This is a genomic window from Streptomyces sp. NPDC029674, from assembly GCF_044903205.1.
In the GTDB taxonomy this organism is placed as follows: domain Bacteria; phylum Actinomycetota; class Actinomycetes; order Streptomycetales; family Streptomycetaceae; genus Streptomyces.
Genome location: NZ_JBJDPY010000005.1, coordinates 44,564 through 60,489 on the forward strand (window position 1 = coordinate 44,564; position 15,926 = coordinate 60,489).

At 72.4% G+C, this 15,926-nt stretch carries 13 protein-coding genes; 7 read left to right on the top strand and 6 right to left on the bottom strand.

Annotation, left to right across the window (positions count from 1 at the left end; all coding sequences use genetic code 11):
* Window positions 1-70 precede the first annotated feature (70 nt).
* Window positions 71-739 (bottom strand): MOSC domain-containing protein, encoded by a 669-nt coding sequence (locus ACI2L3_RS13670; protein ID WP_404752547.1) that lies wholly within the window; start codon window positions 737-739, stop codon window positions 71-73.
* A 146-nt stretch (window positions 740-885) separates the two neighbouring features.
* Between ACI2L3_RS13670 and purB the strand changes: the two genes are divergently transcribed.
* Window positions 886-2,328 carry an adenylosuccinate lyase gene (gene purB / locus ACI2L3_RS13675; RefSeq protein WP_404752548.1) on the top strand — a complete coding sequence of 481 codons (1,443 nt, stop codon included), beginning with the start codon at window positions 886-888 and terminating at the stop codon, window positions 2,326-2,328.
* 69 nt (window positions 2,329-2,397) lie between these two features.
* Here purB and ACI2L3_RS13680 read toward each other — a convergent pair whose 3' ends face one another.
* The 3 genes from ACI2L3_RS13680 to ACI2L3_RS13690 form a co-directional block, all read right to left on the bottom strand.
* The gene (locus ACI2L3_RS13680; protein ID WP_404752549.1) at window positions 2,398-3,240 is read right to left on the bottom strand and encodes a SigB/SigF/SigG family RNA polymerase sigma factor; all 843 of its coding nucleotides are present in this window, start codon (window positions 3,238-3,240) and stop codon (window positions 2,398-2,400) included.
* 314 nt (window positions 3,241-3,554) lie between these two features.
* On the bottom strand, window positions 3,555-4,217 hold the full coding sequence (locus ACI2L3_RS13685) for an HAD family hydrolase (protein ID WP_404752550.1): 663 nt from the start codon (window positions 4,215-4,217) through the stop codon (window positions 3,555-3,557).
* On the bottom strand, window positions 4,214-5,488 hold the full coding sequence (locus ACI2L3_RS13690) for a cytochrome P450 (RefSeq protein WP_404752551.1): 1,275 nt from the start codon (window positions 5,486-5,488) through the stop codon (window positions 4,214-4,216). The genes ACI2L3_RS13685 and ACI2L3_RS13690 overlap by 4 nt, the downstream gene beginning before the upstream one ends.
* Before the next feature lie 207 nt (window positions 5,489-5,695).
* On the opposite strand from ACI2L3_RS13690, the gene ACI2L3_RS13695 reads away from it, so the two are divergent.
* The gene (locus ACI2L3_RS13695) at window positions 5,696-6,619 is read left to right on the top strand and encodes an SDR family oxidoreductase (RefSeq protein WP_404752552.1); all 924 of its coding nucleotides are present in this window, start codon (window positions 5,696-5,698) and stop codon (window positions 6,617-6,619) included.
* Window positions 6,620-6,644: 25 nt separating this feature from the next.
* Here ACI2L3_RS13695 and lysA read toward each other — a convergent pair whose 3' ends face one another.
* Complete coding sequence (lysA, locus tag ACI2L3_RS13700; RefSeq protein ID WP_404752553.1) at window positions 6,645-7,988, bottom strand: diaminopimelate decarboxylase; 1,344 nt, start codon at window positions 7,986-7,988, stop codon at window positions 6,645-6,647.
* Between the two features lie 106 nt (window positions 7,989-8,094).
* Window positions 8,095-8,454, bottom strand: a complete 360-nt coding sequence (locus ACI2L3_RS13705) for an SAV_915 family protein (protein ID WP_404752554.1) — start codon at window positions 8,452-8,454, stop codon at window positions 8,095-8,097.
* 360 nt (window positions 8,455-8,814) lie between these two features.
* Between ACI2L3_RS13705 and ACI2L3_RS13710 the strand changes: the two genes are divergently transcribed.
* From ACI2L3_RS13710 to ACI2L3_RS13730, 5 genes are all read left to right on the top strand, one after another.
* A complete protein-coding gene (locus tag ACI2L3_RS13710; RefSeq protein ID WP_404752555.1) occupies window positions 8,815-9,603 on the top strand; it encodes a GNAT family N-acetyltransferase in 789 nt (262 codons plus the stop codon).
* Between the two features lie 150 nt (window positions 9,604-9,753).
* Window positions 9,754-11,604 (top strand): methylmalonyl-CoA mutase small subunit, encoded by a 1,851-nt coding sequence (mutA, locus tag ACI2L3_RS13715; RefSeq protein WP_404752556.1) that lies wholly within the window; start codon window positions 9,754-9,756, stop codon window positions 11,602-11,604.
* Window positions 11,604-13,805, top strand: coding sequence for a methylmalonyl-CoA mutase (gene scpA / locus ACI2L3_RS13720; protein WP_404752557.1), 2,202 nt, complete (start codon window positions 11,604-11,606; stop codon window positions 13,803-13,805). The genes mutA and scpA overlap by 1 nt, the downstream gene beginning before the upstream one ends.
* Before the next feature lie 18 nt (window positions 13,806-13,823).
* Window positions 13,824-14,816 (top strand): methylmalonyl Co-A mutase-associated GTPase MeaB, encoded by a 993-nt coding sequence (gene meaB, locus ACI2L3_RS13725; protein ID WP_404752558.1) that lies wholly within the window; start codon window positions 13,824-13,826, stop codon window positions 14,814-14,816.
* A gap of 32 nt (window positions 14,817-14,848) precedes the next feature.
* Window positions 14,849-15,910 carry an enoyl-CoA hydratase/isomerase family protein gene (locus ACI2L3_RS13730; RefSeq protein ID WP_404752559.1) on the top strand — a complete coding sequence of 354 codons (1,062 nt, stop codon included), beginning with the start codon at window positions 14,849-14,851 and terminating at the stop codon, window positions 15,908-15,910.
* The last annotated feature ends 16 nt before the right edge of the window (window positions 15,911-15,926 follow it).

Here is a 15,926-nt window from a genome sequence, read left to right on the forward strand (position 1 = left end):
GATGTCACCTAGGTGGATCGACCACGCATGGCCGGAAATGAGTCCGAGAATGGACCGTTCTCCCGCTCCTCTACACCCCGTATTTCGCCGCGTACCCGCGAGCGATCTCCAACTGCTCACGCTCCATCCACTCGGCGGCCACCAGCACACCGGGAAGTGCCGCACGCTCCACCGTCAGGGCGCGGAAGAGCCGGGAGACGGTGACGTCGTGACCGGGACGGCACATCACCTCGATCGCATCGCCGCCCCGGATCTCGCCGGGCTCGATCACGCGCAGCATCACCCCGGGGGACGCGGCCTGCGTGAAACGCCGGACCCAGCGGCGCTCCCCGAGCCAGCCGGCGAAGGTGCGGCACGGAAGACGGCCGCCGGTCACCTCCAGCACGACCTCCCGGCCGAGCCGCCACCGTTCACCGACCAGGGCGTCCCGCAGATCGATGCCGAGGGTGGTGAGGTTCTCGCCGAAGGACCCATTGGCGAGCCTGCGGCCCAGCTCCCGCTCCCAGCCGTCCAGGTCCTCGCGCGCGAAAGCGTAGACAGCCCGGTCGTCGCCGCCATGGAAACGGAGATCGCACACCGAATCGCCGGAGAGCCCGCTCGCCCCGACACCCGGGGCCCCGGGACGTGCGACCCGGACCGGCCCTTCGACCGGCCGCTTGTCGATCCCCGTGGTGCCGGACGGGGCATCGGTGTAGTCAACTGCCTTGGCGGGCCCGGCATTTACGCTCGCGATCTTCATGCCCCCGCATGGTACGTCCCTCCGCCCTCTCGCACGCCCACCGCCGGCCTGCTGCCGCGGGCCCGCCCGAGCCCCTCTGACCTGTACGTTCCTACATCAGGTGGATGGTTCGGAGCCTGTATGGACGCCCGGTAAACTCCGTACACGTGACTGCCGCGCCTGCAAAGCCCCGTATCCCGAACGTCCTCGCCGGACGTTATGCCTCCGCCGAGCTCGCCACCCTCTGGTCGCCCGAGCAGAAGGTGAAGCTCGAGCGTCAGCTCTGGCTCGCCGTGCTGCGCGCGCAGAAGGATCTCGGCATCGAGGTTCCGGACGCCGCCATCGCCGACTACGAGCGCGTGCTCGACCAGGTCGACCTGGCCTCGATCGCCGAGCGCGAGAAGGTCACGCGCCACGACGTGAAGGCCCGCATCGAGGAGTTCAACGCCCTCGCCGGGCACGAGCACGTCCACAAGGGCATGACCTCGCGCGACCTCACCGAGAACGTGGAGCAGCTGCAGATCCGGCTCTCCCTGGAGCTGATCCGCTCCCGTACCGTCGCGGTCCTCGCCCGGCTCGGCAAGCTCGCCGGCGAGTACGCCGAGCTGGTCATGGCCGGCCGCTCCCACAACGTCGCCGCGCAGGCGACGACGCTGGGCAAGCGCTTCGCGACCGGCGCCGACGAGCTCCTCGTCGCGTACCGCCGCCTGGACGAGCTGGTCGACCGCTACCCGTTGCGCGGCATCAAGGGCCCGGTCGGCACCGCCCAGGACATGCTCGACCTGCTCGGCGGCGACGCCGGGAAGCTGGCCGACCTGGAGCAGCGCATCGCCTCGCACCTCGGGTTCGAAACGGCCTTCACCTCGGTCGGCCAGGTCTACCCGCGCTCCCTCGACTACGACGTCGTGACCGCGCTCGTGCAGGTCGCCGCGGCGCCGTCCTCCATCGCCAAGACGATCCGTCTGATGGCGGGCCACGAGCTGGTGACCGAGGGCTTCAAGCCCGGTCAGGTCGGCTCGTCGGCGATGCCGCACAAGATGAACACCCGCTCCTGCGAGCGCGTCAACGGCCTCACCGTCATCCTGCGCGGCTACGCGTCGATGACCGGCGAGCTGGCGGGCGACCAGTGGAACGAGGGCGACGTCTCCTGCTCCGTCGTACGCCGGGTCGCCCTGCCCGACGCGTTCTTCGCGCTCGACGGCCTCCTGGAGACCTTCCTCACCGTGCTCGACGAGTTCGGCGCCTTCCCGGCGGTCGTGGCCCGCGAGCTGGACCGCTACCTGCCCTTCCTCGCCACCACCAAGGTCCTGATGGCCTCGGTGCGCGCGGGCGTCGGCCGCGAGGAGGCCCACGAGGCCATCAAGGAGAACGCCGTCGCCTCCGCGCTGGCCATGCGCGAGCAGGGCGCCGAGCGCAACGAACTCCTCGACAAGCTCGCCGCGGACGCCCGGATCCCGCTGGACCGCGCACAGTTGGACGAGCTGATGGCCGACAAGCTGTCCTTCACCGGCGCCGCGAGCGACCAGGTCGCCACGGTCGTCGCGCGGATCGAGGCTCTGCTGAAGGAGCACCCGGAGGCCGCGGCCTACACGCCGGGCGCGATCCTCTAGCCACGACCCCGCAGCGGCCCGTCCACCGGATCGGTGGGCGGGCCGCTGCGCGTCGCGGCCCGGCCGCGGTCAGGCGGCGCGGCCGACGGTGCGGGCATCCGCGTACCCGGCCTCGGCGCGCACCCGGTCGCAGCTGCGGCTGATCAGGCGCGAGACGTGCATCTGGGAGATCCCGAGCTTCTCCGCGATCCGGCTCTGCGTCATGTCCTCGAAGAAGCGCAGGTACAGGATGGTCCGCTCGCGCTCCGGCAGCTTCCGCAGCCCCTGCTTGGCCGCCTCCCGGTCGGTGATGATGTCGTACGCGGTGTCGGGCGCCCCGAGCGTGTCGGCGAGGCTGAACCCGTCGGGGTCCGCGGAGGAGATCTCGGCGTCCAGCGACAGGGCGCTGTAGCCCTCCATCGCCTGCATGCCGTCCCGCACCTCGTCCTCGGTCAGCCCCGCGTGCGCGGCGATGTCGGCGATGCCGGGCTCGGGACCGCGGCCCGGCTGGTCGATGAGCTCACGGCGGGCGGCACGGACCTTGTTGCGCAGGTCCTGGACGCGGCGGGGCACCCGCACGTCCCACATGCGGTCGCGGAAGTGCCTGCGCAGCTCACCGGTGATGGTCGGCACGGCGTAACTCTCGAAGGCGCCGCGGCCGGGCTCGTACCGGTTGACGGCCTTGACCAGGCCCATCGCGGCGACCTGGCGCAGGTCCTCGATGCTCTCGCCCTTGTTGCGGTAACGGGCGGCAAGACGGTGTGCCATGGGCAGCCACGCCTCGACGATCCGCTCGCACAGGAGCTCCCGCTCGGGGCCGTCCTCGAGGGTCGCGAGCCGGTCGAACTCCGCCGCGGTGTCCGGCGCGTCGTTGTGGGGGTGCCGGCCCGCCGTGCGGCGGCGGGCGGAGTATGCAGTGAGGTCGGTAGGCATCAGAATCGCTCCTCAACGGTGCCGTCAACAAGTAGCCGCGAGAAACGGGGCGCCCCGGTGACAGGCATCCACCGGGAGAGAACACACCGCTCCCGCGAACGCGCCTCCGGTCCGAAGCACGACGTTCGCCTGCCCTGCGTTCTGGGGGCCAAACAGCCGTGTGCGCAAGGAGATCGGGACGCATACCTCTGTACGTGTGGGGCACACGCGACGCGGGGTGCGCAGCGCCGGGAACGGCCGTCGGGCGCCCGCGTCGCCGACCGGCCGCATTGGGGTGCGGCCGGTCGGTCTCCGGCTGAGCGCCGACGCTCCGGCTAGGTGCCGGCGAGGACCTCACTGTCCAGACGGCTCAGCATCTCGGCGGGATTCGCGTACACGGCCGAGGCGCCGGCCTCCTCCAGGTCGCCGCGGGGAATGCCGCCCGAGAGCAGCGCGAAGCTCCGTACGCCCGCGCGGGAGGCGGCCCGCATGTCCCACACCGTGTCGCCCACGAACAGCGCGTCCTCCGGAGCGCATTCGGCGATCTCCAGGGCGTGGTGGACGGGGTCGGGAGCCGGTTTGCCCGAGGACACGTCGTCCGCGCTCGCGATGCCGACGATGACGTCGTCGGCGTCGATGGCGCGGCGCAGCGCCGACAGCTCCGAGCCGCCCGCCGAGGTCGCGAGGACGATGCGCCGGCCGCGGTCGTGCAGGGCGTGCAGCAGGTCGCTCGCTCCCTCCAGCGCGGGCAGCCGGTCGAAGTACGTGGCGTACAGGGTGCTGTGGGCGTCGCTGATCTCCTGGTCGCGGCTGCTGTCGCGGTCCTCACCGAGCAGGTGGGCGATGAGATCGGTCGAGCCGAGGCCGACGGCCCGGTGGATGTCGTGCATCGCGACCTGCTGCCCCGCTTGGCGGAACGCCTCCCACCAGGTGATGACGTGCAGGTGGTTGGTGTCCGTCAGTGTTCCGTCGACATCGAACAGCGCGGCTCTGGTCATCGCTGCACACTCTTCTCTCGTTCTTCTCGCTCGTTCACTCGGGTGATCACGAAGCCGCTGCGGGGCCTGGTCGGCACGCGGTTCAGGGGGATGCGCAGGTCCTGCTCGGGGACGTCGTAGTCGAGCCGCGCGAGGCGCGGGAGCAGGGTGCTGAGCACCGCGAGGGTGACGTCCTCGCCCGGGCAGCGGTGTCCCTGGGACGCCTCGCCGCCGCCCTGGGGGACCAGTTCGTCACGGCCGGGTTCGCGGCCGTCGAATCGCTCGGGGTCAAACGTGTACGGGGCGTCCCACAGCTCCGGGTCGTGGTTCTGCCCGTAGAGGTCGAGCAGGACCATGGAGCCCTCGGCGATGGGCTCGCCGTGCCATTCGATGTCGGCGGGGGCGAGGCCGGCGACGAACGGCGCGAACGGGTAGAAGCGCCGCACCTCATGGGCGAACGCGCGCGCGTAGCCCTCGTCCTGCGCGGCCAGTCGCTTCCGGAGCGCCGGATGCCGGTGCAGGGCGTGCGCCCCGAACACGGTGAACCAGGTGACGGCGACGGTCGGCCGGAGGATGTTCAGGAGCTCGACGGCGGCCGTACGCGGGTCGAGCAGCTCGCCGTCGGCGTCGCGGTGGAACGCCACGGCCGCCACCACGGAGGGCGGTTCGCCGGTCCCGTCCGAGGCCTCTCCCCCGGTCGACCGGAGATCCTCGATCAGCCGGGCGAGGCGCGCCTCCTGACGCTGCCGGGCACGCCGGGCCTTCCAGTGCCGCGGCCCCGCGGTGGCGAATCCGTCGACCATGGCCACCAGGTCCTGTGCGGTCCGCCGCGCCTCGTCGTCGGGGTGCTCAGGGACGGGGACGCCCGCCCACGCGCACACGGCACGCGTGATCAGGACGCTCACCTCGTCGAACAGCGTCACCTGGGGACGGTCGGCCCACTCCTTGCAGGACCGCTCCCACTCCTCGGCGACATGCCGCGCCAGTCCGGCGACGCCCTCGGTGTCCTTGAGGACCGTCACGAAGAGGGCTTTGCGCTGCCGGTGCTCCGCCCCGTCGAGGGTGTGCACCGCGCCCTTGCCGAAGAGCGTGGCAAGCACGGGTTCGGGCAGCGCCGTCCGGCGGCGTACGTGGTCCTCGTCGTAGAAGAATCCGACGGCCGCCGGACCGCGCAACGCGATGGCCGGCTTGCCCAGCAGACGGGTACGGACGGCGCCCGGGCCGCGGCGGCGGCTCAGGTCGGGGAGCCACGCGTAGCCCTGGCTGAGCAGCGGCAGCGTGTTGTCCAGCATGGAGTCCTCCTGGATGAATAGGGCGCGGGCCCTGTCGATCACTGCTCACGGGTTCCCCGGTGCCGCCTCCGCGAATCAGGGCGAAAGGGGGCCAGCTTCGCGAAGACGGCGTGGCCGGGCCCGGCGAACCGGGTGCTTCGCCCCGTTTCGGCCGCGGTGCGGAGGGGCACCCGGCGTACGGCCAAGATCGTGAAAGGAGGCCTCCCCATGCGGGATCAGCAGACCAATCCGGGCGCCGACGCTCCCCGGCAATCGCAGGGAGCGAGCGAGCCGACCCCCGAGTTTCCCGCGCACAAGCAGGACCCGCCGGGCCTGGAAGCCGAGATGACGCCGGCGCCCCGCTACCGGGCTCCGCGGTACAAGGCGGCGGGCAAGCTGACCGGGAAGGCCGCGCTCATCACCGGCGGCGACTCGGGCATCGGCCGGGCCGTCGCCGTGCTGTACGCCCGCGAGGGCGCGGACGTCGCCATCGTCCATCTGCCCGAGGAGCACCGCGACGCCGAGGAGACCCGGCGCGCCGTGGAGGCCGAGGGGCGGGCCTGTCTGCTCCTGCCGGGAGACCTGCGCGATGCGGAGTTCTGCCGCGACGTGGTCGCCCGTACCGTGGCCGAGTTCGGCAAGCTCAACATCCTCGTGAGCAACGCGGCGTACCTGAACAGCAAGCTCGAGCTGGAGCAGCTGACCGCCGACGACTGGGACCGCACGTTCAAGACCAACGTCTACGCGTGCTTCCACCTGGTCATGGCCGCCCTTCCGCACCTCGGCCAGGGCGACGCCATCATCGCGACGGCGACCGAGGAGGCCCTCAAGGGCAGCGACACCATGATCGACTACGCGGCCTCGAAGGCCGCACTGATCACCTTCATCAAGTCGATCGCCTCCCACCTGGCGCGCAGGGGCATCCGCGCCAACGTCGTCGCGCCCGGCCCCACGTGGACCGTCCTGAACAACTCCGACCCGCACATGCCCCGGGAAGGACTCGTCCACCTGGGCGACGAGACCCCGCTCGGCCGCCCGGCCCAGCCGGAGGAGCTCGCGCCCGCGTACGTGTACTTCGCGTCCGAGGCCGACTCCAGTTTCACCGTCGGCGAGGTCCTCGCCGTCACGGGCGGGGAGACCGACACCCGCTGAGCACCCTGCGCGCCGGCCTCGTGGCTCAAAGCCCTACGTCGCGGCTGCGGAAGTCCTCCAGGGATTCGCGGCGGACCAGCAGTCTCGCGTGTCCTTCGGCCACCGCGACCACGGGCGGCCGGCCCACCAGGTTGTAGCCGGAGGCCATCGACAGGTGGTAGGCCCCGGCGACGGGGACGGCGAGCAGGTCGCCCGGGCGTATGTCGCCGGGCAGCGGGACGTCGGAGGCGAGGATGTCGCCCGCCTCGCAGTGCCGTCCGACGACCGTCGCCGGGGCGGGCTCCGCCGTGGAGCGCCGACCGACCAGCCGGGGCGCGTAGCGCACCCCGTAGAGGGCGGGCCGCGGGTTGTCGCTCATCCCGCCGTCGACGGCGACGAAGGTGGTCGCGCCGGTGTGCTTGACCGCGAGGACCCGGTAGAGCGCGACGCCGGCGGGGCCCGCGATGGCGCGCCCCGGTTCCACTGTCAGGCGCGGCACCGGCAGACCCGCCGCCGCGCAGCTCGCGGTCAGCTCGCCGCGCACCTTGCGTGCGAGCGTGGTGATGTCGAGCGCCTCCTCGCCGGGGCGGTACGCGATGCCGTGCCCGCCCCCGAGGTCCAGCTCGGGGAGCGTGACACCGTGCTGGTCCTGGATCCGGGCCAGCAGTCCGACCATGCGGCGCACCGCGGCGAGGAAGGGCTTCTCCGTGGTGATCTGTGAGCCCAGGTGGCAGTGCAGACCCACCAGTTCCAGCGTCGGCTGGCCGAGGATACGGGCCACGGCGTGCTGCGCGGAGCCGTCCGTGAGGGAGAGGCCGAACTTCTGGTCGTCGGTGCCCGTACGGATCTTCGTGTGGCCGCCGGCCGCGATGCCCGGCACCACCCTCACCAGCACCTTCTGCCGGCTGCCGTGCGGTACGGCCGCGGCAAGGCGGGCGATCTCCGACGCGCTGTCGATGACGATCCGGCCCACGCCGAGCCGGAGGGCGGCCCGCAGGTCGTGCGGGCTCTTCGCGTTGCCGTGCAGGACGATCCGGTCCGCGGGGAACCCCGTGGTGACGGCGAGCTCCAGCTCACCGGCCGAGCACACGTCGAGGCCGAGGCCCTCCTCCGCCACCCAGTGCGCCATGGCGCGGCACAGGAACGCCTTCGCGGCGTAGAGGACCTCGCCGTCCGGGAAGGCCTGCCGGTAGGTGCGGCAGCGGCTGCGTACGTCGTCCTCGTCGATGAGGTACGTGGGGGTGCCGAAGCGCTCGGCCACGTCGGTGAGCGCCACGCCGCCGACGGCGAGGTCGCCGTGGGCGAGCCGTGTCGTGGACGTGGGCCAGACGGACAGCTCTGCGTCGAGCCCGGTGGCGGCGGGGAGCGGGGGTTCGCGGAGTGTGGTCATGACAGCTTCTCTCTTCGTCTCGTGGTCCTCGGCCGTGTCCCAGCGTTCTCAGCCGTGTCTCGGCGTTCTCAGCCGTGTCTCGGCGTTCTCAGCCGTCCCGGCCTTCTCAGCCGTCTCGCCCTGTCAGCGCGCCCACGAGGTCCGGGGCCCGGCGGACGGTGATCGTCGGCGGCGGGCCGACGGGGTGCGCGACGAGGCGCGGGTCGACGGTGATCCCGGCGGCGCCGAGCGGCTCGGCGAGGGACCGCAGCGCCGGTTCGGAGAGCCTGATCCACGCCTGCCGGGGGCCGAGGGCGGCGCTCAGGCGGTGCGCGGTCGTGAAGGCGACGGCGGTGCGCCCGCCGACGGGTGTGCGGAACAGCCGGGCCACGCAGCCCGCGGGTCCCGGCCGGACGGGGACGAACAGCGGCCCGGCCGGGCCGGTTTCACAGGGCTCGGGGTCCTCGCCGCACGGGAGCTCGGCCATGGGTACCTCCAGGGGAACAGCGGAGAAGCTGGGCAAGGCGCCGCGACGTCACTCGGAAATCTGCGGCATACGGTGACGTTATGCCCGGCACGGGGTGCCAACCGACCCGCCATGACGCGACATTGACGCATCCGCGGCCACCTCTGACGCGATGCTGGCGCACGACCGCCCCGTTGATCAGGGCGGCGTCAAACCGGCGAAACGCTCTTGAGTCCGCGCGTGCGGGCCAGTTGGATGTCGGGCGGGCCAGTTGGACGCCCGGCGGAGCGGGAACCCGGCGCCGAGGCGGCCGGCCCCCGGTCACGCCCCGGCCGACCGGCGCACCGTTTCACTCGAAGGTTTCACTCCGGAGGAGCCCCGATGATCCAGCTTCCGCCGCACCACCTGCCCGCCGTGCCCCGCTGGTTCGCCCCCGGAGCCCCCGGCCCCGCCTCCCTGCCCGAGCACGTCGCGACCAGCGGCGTCGGCAGCTGGTGGGCCGACCGCGCCCTGGACCCGCGGGCCGTGGCGGTCTCGTGCGCGGGCCACGTACTGCTGAGCGGTGATCCCGGCAGTGTCGCGCCCGACCTGCTGGCGCCCTTCGCGCACAGCCATGTCGAGGCCTCCGTCCGCTTCCTGCCGGTGCTCGGCGCCGCCTTCGACCGCCTCGTGCCTACCGAACGCATGGTGTACATACACCGCGAGCAGGTGGCGGCGCCTCGCCCGCCGCGGGGCGTGACCGTCCGCCGCCTGACGCCCGCGGACGCGCCCGCGCTCGCCGCCCTCTCCCCCGATTCGGCCTGGATCCACGGCAGTTGGGGCGGGCCCGAGGGGCTCGCGGCCTCCGGGCACGGCTGGGCCGCGGTCGACCGGGACGGCCGGGTCGCCGCCGTGGCCTGCGGCTACTTCGCCGGCCAGGCGTACGAGGACGTGGCCGTGCTCACCGCGCCCGAGCGCCGCCGTGAGCGCCTCGCCCTCGCCTGCGTCACCGCCCTGTGCGCTGACATCACCGCGCGCGGCCGCACGGCGAGCTGGTCCTGCGCGCGCGAGAACCGCCCCAGCCGCCTGCTGGCCTGGACGGCGGGCTTCCGGCTGCACCGCGAGTACGTGCAGTACGTCACCGGGGAGCCCGTGGCGCCGCCCCGGCACGCCACGGACGTGCCCGCCTGACATTCCCGCCCGACATGCCCTCCGGACGTGCCCTCCGGACGTGGCGAGCAATAGCCGCCCGCTCGTTCGAGATCAAGAGCGTTCAGAAGAGGGCAAGGTCACAGCCTTTGGTGGCACCGCGTGCCATGGGTTGCGCCCTAGCATCGGGGCATGACGGTCCTGCCTGACGACGGGCTTTCGCTGGCCGCCGAGTTCCCTGATGCGACCCATGACCAGTGGCACCGCCTTGTGGAAGGCGTGCTGCGCAAGTCGGGTAAGGAAGTATCGGGCACGGCTGCAGAGGAAGCGCTGTCCACCACCCTCGAGGACGGGCTCACCACCCGCCCCCTGTACACCGCACGCGACGCCGCGCCCGACGCCGGTCTCCCCGGCTTCGCCCCGTTCGTCAGGGGTTCCGTTCCCGAGGGCAACACCCCGGGCGGCTGGGACGTCCGGCAGCGGTACGCAAGCGCCGACCCCGCGCGCACCAACGAAGCGGTCCTCACCGACCTGGAGAACGGCGTCACCTCGCTCTGGCTGACGCTGGGCCCCGCCGGTCTCCCGGTCACCGGTCTGGAGCGCGCGCTCGACGGCGTCTATCTCGACCTGGTGCCCATCGCGCTCGACGCGGGCAGCGAGGCCGGGACCGCCGCCCGGGAGTTGCTGCGCCTGTACGAGGCGGCGGGCGTCGCCGACGACGCCGTGCGCGGCACGCTCGGCGCCGACCCGCTCGGGCACGAAGCCCGTACCGGGCAAGAGGCCGCCGGGTTCAAGGGGATCACCGAACTGGCCCAGCTGTGCGGGGAGCGCTACCCCGGCCTGCGGGCGCTGACCGTGGACGCGCTGCCGTACCACGAGGCGGGCGCCTCCGCCGCGCAGGAGCTCGGCGCCTCGCTCGCCACCGGTGTCGAGTACCTGCGCGCCCTGTACGACGGGGGCCTCAGCGTCGAGAAGGCCTTCGCACAGCTGGAGTTCAGGTTCGCGGCCACCGCCGACCAGTTCCTCACCATCGCCAAACTGCGTGCCGCGCGCCGTCTGTGGGCGCGGGTCGCCGAGGTGTCGGGGGTGCCGGCGGCCGGGGCGCAGCGGCAGCACGCGGTGACCTCGCCGGTGATGATGACCCGCCGCGACCCTTGGGTGAACATGCTGCGGACCACCGTGGCCTGCCTCGGCGCGGGCGTGGGCGGCGCGGACGCCGTCACGGTCCTGCCGTTCGACCACGAGCTCGGGCTTCCGGACGCGTTCGCGCGCCGCATCGCCCGCAACACGTCGACGATCCTCCTGGAGGAGTCGCACCTGGCGCGCGTCATCGACCCGGCGGGCGGCTCCTGGTACGTGGAGCGGCTGACCGACGAACTCGCCCACGCCGCCTGGGACTTCTTCAAGGAGATCGAGGGCGCGGACGGCCAGACCGCGGCGCTGCGCTCCGGCCTGGTCGGGGACCGGATCGCCACGACCTGGGCCGAGCGCAAGAAGAAGCTGGCCCGGCGCCGCGAGCCGATCACGGGCGTCAGCGAGTTCCCGCTGCTGACGGAGCGCCCGGTCGAGCGCGAGCCCGCTCCCGCAGCCCCGTCCGGCGGTCTGCCCCGGGTGCGCCGCGACGAGGCGTACGAGGAGCTGCGCGGCCGCTCGGACGCGCACCTCGCAGCGACCGGTGCCCGCCCCAAGGTGTTCATCGCCGCGCTCGGCCCCGCCGCCGCACACACGGCGCGCGCGACGTTCGCCGCCAACCTCTTCATGGCGGGCGGCGTCGAGCCCGTCCACGACCCGGTGTCGGTGGACGCGGAGACGGCCGCCGAGGCGTTCGCGGCGAGCGGGGCCTCGGTCGCGTGCCTCTGCTCCAGCGACGCGCTGTACGCCGAGCAGGCGGACGCGGTCGCGCGGGCGCTGAAGTCGGCGGGCGCGCTGCGGGTGTTCCTCGCGGGGCGCGGCGAGTTCGCCGGCATCGACGAGTACGTCTTCGCGGGCTGCGACGCGGTCGCGGTGCTCACCTCCACCCTCGACCGCATGGGAGTGGCGTAATGCGGATCCCCGAATTCGACGACATCGAACTGGGTCCGGGCGGCGGCCCGGCCGGCTCGGCGGAGCAGTGGCGCTCCGCCGTGAAGGAGTCCGTCGGCAAGTCCGAGTCCGACCTGCTGTGGGAGACGCCCGAGGGCATCGCGGTCAAGCCGCTGTACACGGGCGCCGACGTCGAGGGCCTCGACTTCCTGGCGACGTACCCGGGCGTGGCGCCGTATCTGCGCGGCCCCTATCCGACGATGTACGTGAACCAGCCGTGGACGATCCGGCAGTACGCGGGGTTCTCCACCGCCGAGGAGTCCAACGCCTTCTACCGCCGCAATCTCGCGGCGGGCCAGAAGGGGCTCTCGGTCGCCTTCGACCTGCCCACGCACCGCGGGTACGACAGCGACCACCCGCGCGTCACCGGTGACGTCGGCATGGCGGGCGTGGCCATCGACTCCATCTACGACATGCGTCAGCTCTTCGACGGCATTCCGCTGGACAAGATGACGGTGTCGATGACGATGAACGGTGCCGTGCTGCCCGTTCTCGCGCTGTACATCGTGGCGGCGGAGGAGCAGGGCGTACCACCGGAGAAGCTGGCCGGGACCATTCAGAACGACATCCTCAAAGAGTTCATGGTCCGCAACACCTACATCTATCCGCCGAAGCCCTCGATGCGGATCATCTCCGACATCTTCGCCTACACCTCGCAGAAGATGCCGCGCTACAACTCCATCTCGATCTCCGGCTACCACATCCAGGAGGCGGGTGCGACGGCCGACCTGGAGCTGGCGTACACGCTCGCCGACGGTGTGGAGTACCTGCGGGCCGGTCAGGAGGCGGGCCTGGACGTGGACGCGTTCGCGCCGCGGCTCTCCTTCTTCTGGGCGATCGGCATGAACTTCTTCATGGAGGTCGCCAAGCTCCGCGCGGCGCGCCTGCTGTGGGCGAAGCTGGTCAAGCAGTTCGATCCGAAGAACGCCAAGTCGCTCTCGCTGCGCACCCATTCGCAGACGTCGGGCTGGTCGCTGACCGCGCAGGACGTGTTCAACAACGTCACGCGCACCTGTGTCGAGGCGATGGCGGCGACGCAGGGCCACACGCAGTCCCTGCACACGAACGCCCTGGACGAGGCGCTCGCCCTGCCGACCGACTTCTCCGCGCGGATCGCCCGCAACACCCAGCTCCTCATCCAGCAGGAGTCGGGGACGACACGGACGATCGACCCGTGGGGCGGCAGCGCGTACGTCGAGAAGCTGACGTACGACCTGGCGCGCCGTGCCTGGCAGCACATCGAGGAGGTCGAGGCGGCCGGCGGCATGGCGCAGGCCATCGACGCGGGCATCCCGAAGCTGCGCGTCGAGGAGGCCGCGGCGCGCACCCAGGCCCGCATCGACTCGGGGCGCCAGCCGGTGATCGGCGTCAACAAGTACCGGGTGGAGACCGACGAGCAGATCGACGTCCTGAAGGTCGACAACTCCTCGGTGCGCAGCCAGCAGATCGCCAAGCTGAAGCGGCTGCGCGAGGAGCGCGACGAGGCGGCCTGCCGGGACGCGCTGGCCGCGCTCACCGCGGCGGCCGAGCGCGGCCCCGGCCAGGGCCTGGAGGGCAATCTGCTGGCACTCGCGGTCGACGCGGCCCGCGCGAAGGCCACGGTCGGTGAGATCTCCGACGCACTGGAGAGCGTGTACGGGCGGCACGCGGGCCAGATCCGTACGATCTCCGGTGTGTACCGCACCGAAGCAGGCCAGTCCCCGTCCGTCGAGCGGACGCGTGCCCTGGTGGACGCGTTCGACGAGGCCGAGGGGCGCAGGCCGCGCATCCTGGTCGCGAAGATGGGCCAGGACGGCCACGACCGCGGCCAGAAGGTGATCGCCTCGGCCTTCGCCGACCTGGGCTTCGACGTCGACGTCGGCCCGCTGTTCCAGACCCCGGCGGAAGTCGCGCGCCAGGCCGTGGAGGCGGACGTGCACATCGTCGGCGTCTCCTCGCTGGCCGCCGGCCACCTCACCCTCGTACCGGCACTGCGCGAGGAGCTGGCCGCCGAGGGCCGCGACGACATCATGATCGTCGTGGGTGGCGTCATCCCGCCGCAGGACGTCGAGGCGCTGCACGAGGCGGGCGCCACGGCGGTGTTCCCGCCCGGCACGGTGATCCCGGACGCGGCGCACGACCTGGTGAAGCGTCTGGCGGCCGATCTCGGCCACGAGCTGTGAGCCGGTGAGCGCCGACCCATGCCTGTGACGATCGACATCGATGCGTATGTGAAGGGCGTCCTCGACGGGAAGCGTGCGTACGTGGCGCGCGCCATCACCCTCGTCGAGTCGACCCGGCCGCAACACCGGGCGTTGGCGCAGGAGTTGCTGACGGAGCTGCTTCCGCACAGTGGGCGGGCGCGGCGGGTCGGCATCAGCGGGGTGCCGGGCGTGGGCAAGTCCACGTTCATCGACGCGCTCGGCGTGATGCTCACGTCGCTCGGGCACCGGGTCGCGGTGCTCGCCGTCGACCCGTCGTCCACCCGCACGGGCGGCTCCATCCTGGGCGACAAGACCAGGATGGAGCGGCTCTCGCTGGATCCCGCCGCGTTCGTACGTCCCTCTCCTTCCGCCGGGACGCTCGGCGGGGTCGCCAAGGCGACGCGCGAGTCGATCGTGGTGATGGAGGCGGCGGGGTACGACGTGGTGCTCGTGGAGACCGTGGGCGTGGGCCAGTCGGAGACGGCGGTCGCGAACATGGTGGACACGTTCCTGCTGCTGACCCTCGCCCGCACGGGCGACCAGCTGCAGGGCATCAAGAAGGGTGTCCTGGAGCTCGCGGACGTCATCGCCGTGAACAAGGCGGACGGGCCGCACGAGCGGGACGCACGCTCGGCCGCCCGTGAACTGGCGGGCGCTCTCCGACTCATGCACCCCGCCGACTCGGCCTGGACCCCGCCCGTCCTGACGTGCAGTGCCCGTGAGTCGAGCGGTCTTGACACGCTCTGGGAGCGGATCGAGCAGCACCGCACCCTCCTCGACTCGACCGGCCGCCTCGCCGCCAAACGCCGCGACCAGCAGGTCGACTGGACGTGGTCGATGGTGCGGGACGAGCTCCTGGGCAGGCTGCGCGGTGACGCGGAGGTGCAGCGGGTCGCCCCGGACCTGGAACAGCGCGTCCGCGAGGGCACCTTGACGGCCACGTCGGCCGCCGAGCGGATCCTCGACGCGTTCCGTACCGACCGCCCCTGACCCCGCCCCTCCCGAACGGAGCCACCCGCACCATGCACGCCACGCCCGACGCCCCCGACGACTCCCCCGTCCTGCTCCGCCGCGAGGGACACGCCGGGCACCTCGTCCTGAACCGGCCCCGGGCCATCAACGCCCTGAACCACACCATGGTGCGGATCATGGCGGACGCCCTCGACGCCTGGGAGCGGGACGATTCGGTGGCGGCGGTGGTGCTCACCGGCGCCGGGGAGCGCGGACTGTGCGCGGGCGGCGACATCCGCTCCATCCACGACGACGTGCGCGCGGGCCGCGCGGCGGCGTCGGCCGCGTTCTGGCACGACGAGTACCGCCTCAACGCCCGGATCGCCCGCTTCCCGAAGCCGTACGTGGCCGTCATGGACGGCATCGTGATGGGCGGCGGCGTGGGTGTCTCGGCGCACGGCAGTGTGCGGGTGGTCACCGAACGGTCCCGGGTCGCGATGCCGGAGACCGGCATCGGCTTCGTGCCCGATGTGGGCGGCACCTACCTGTTGACGCGCACGCCCGGGGAGCTCGGCACCCATCTCGCGCTGACCGGCACGGCGGTGGGTGCGGGCGACGCGCTGCTGTGCGGGCTCGCCGACCACTTCGTACCGTCGGAGCGGCTGCGCGAGTTCACGGCGGCGATCGCCGGGACGGAGCCGTCCGAGGCCGTGCGGCAGTATGCGGCCGATGCCCCCGCCGGTGAGCTGGCCGGGCACCGCGAGTGGATCGACCACTGCTACGCGGCGGACTCCGTCGAGGAGATCGTCGACCGGCTGCACGCGTGCGGCGACCGGCATGCGAAGGAGGCGGCGGAGACGATCCTGGCGAAGTCCCCCACGTCCTTGAAGGTGACCCTCGCCGCGCTGCGCCGGGCACGGGAACTGCCGTCTCTGGAGGCGGTCCTTGAGCAGGAGTACCGGGTGTCCTGTGCCGTGCTGGCCTCGCCCGATCTGCCCGAGGGCATCCGGGCCCAGGTCGTCGACAAGGACCGCAGGCCTCGCTGGTCGCCCGCGGAGCTGGCCGGGGTGACGGAGGCGGACGTCGCCCGCTGCTTCGAGGCGACGGGTTCGGGCTCGCTCGGCCTCCTCTGACGGCTCCGGGGGCGCC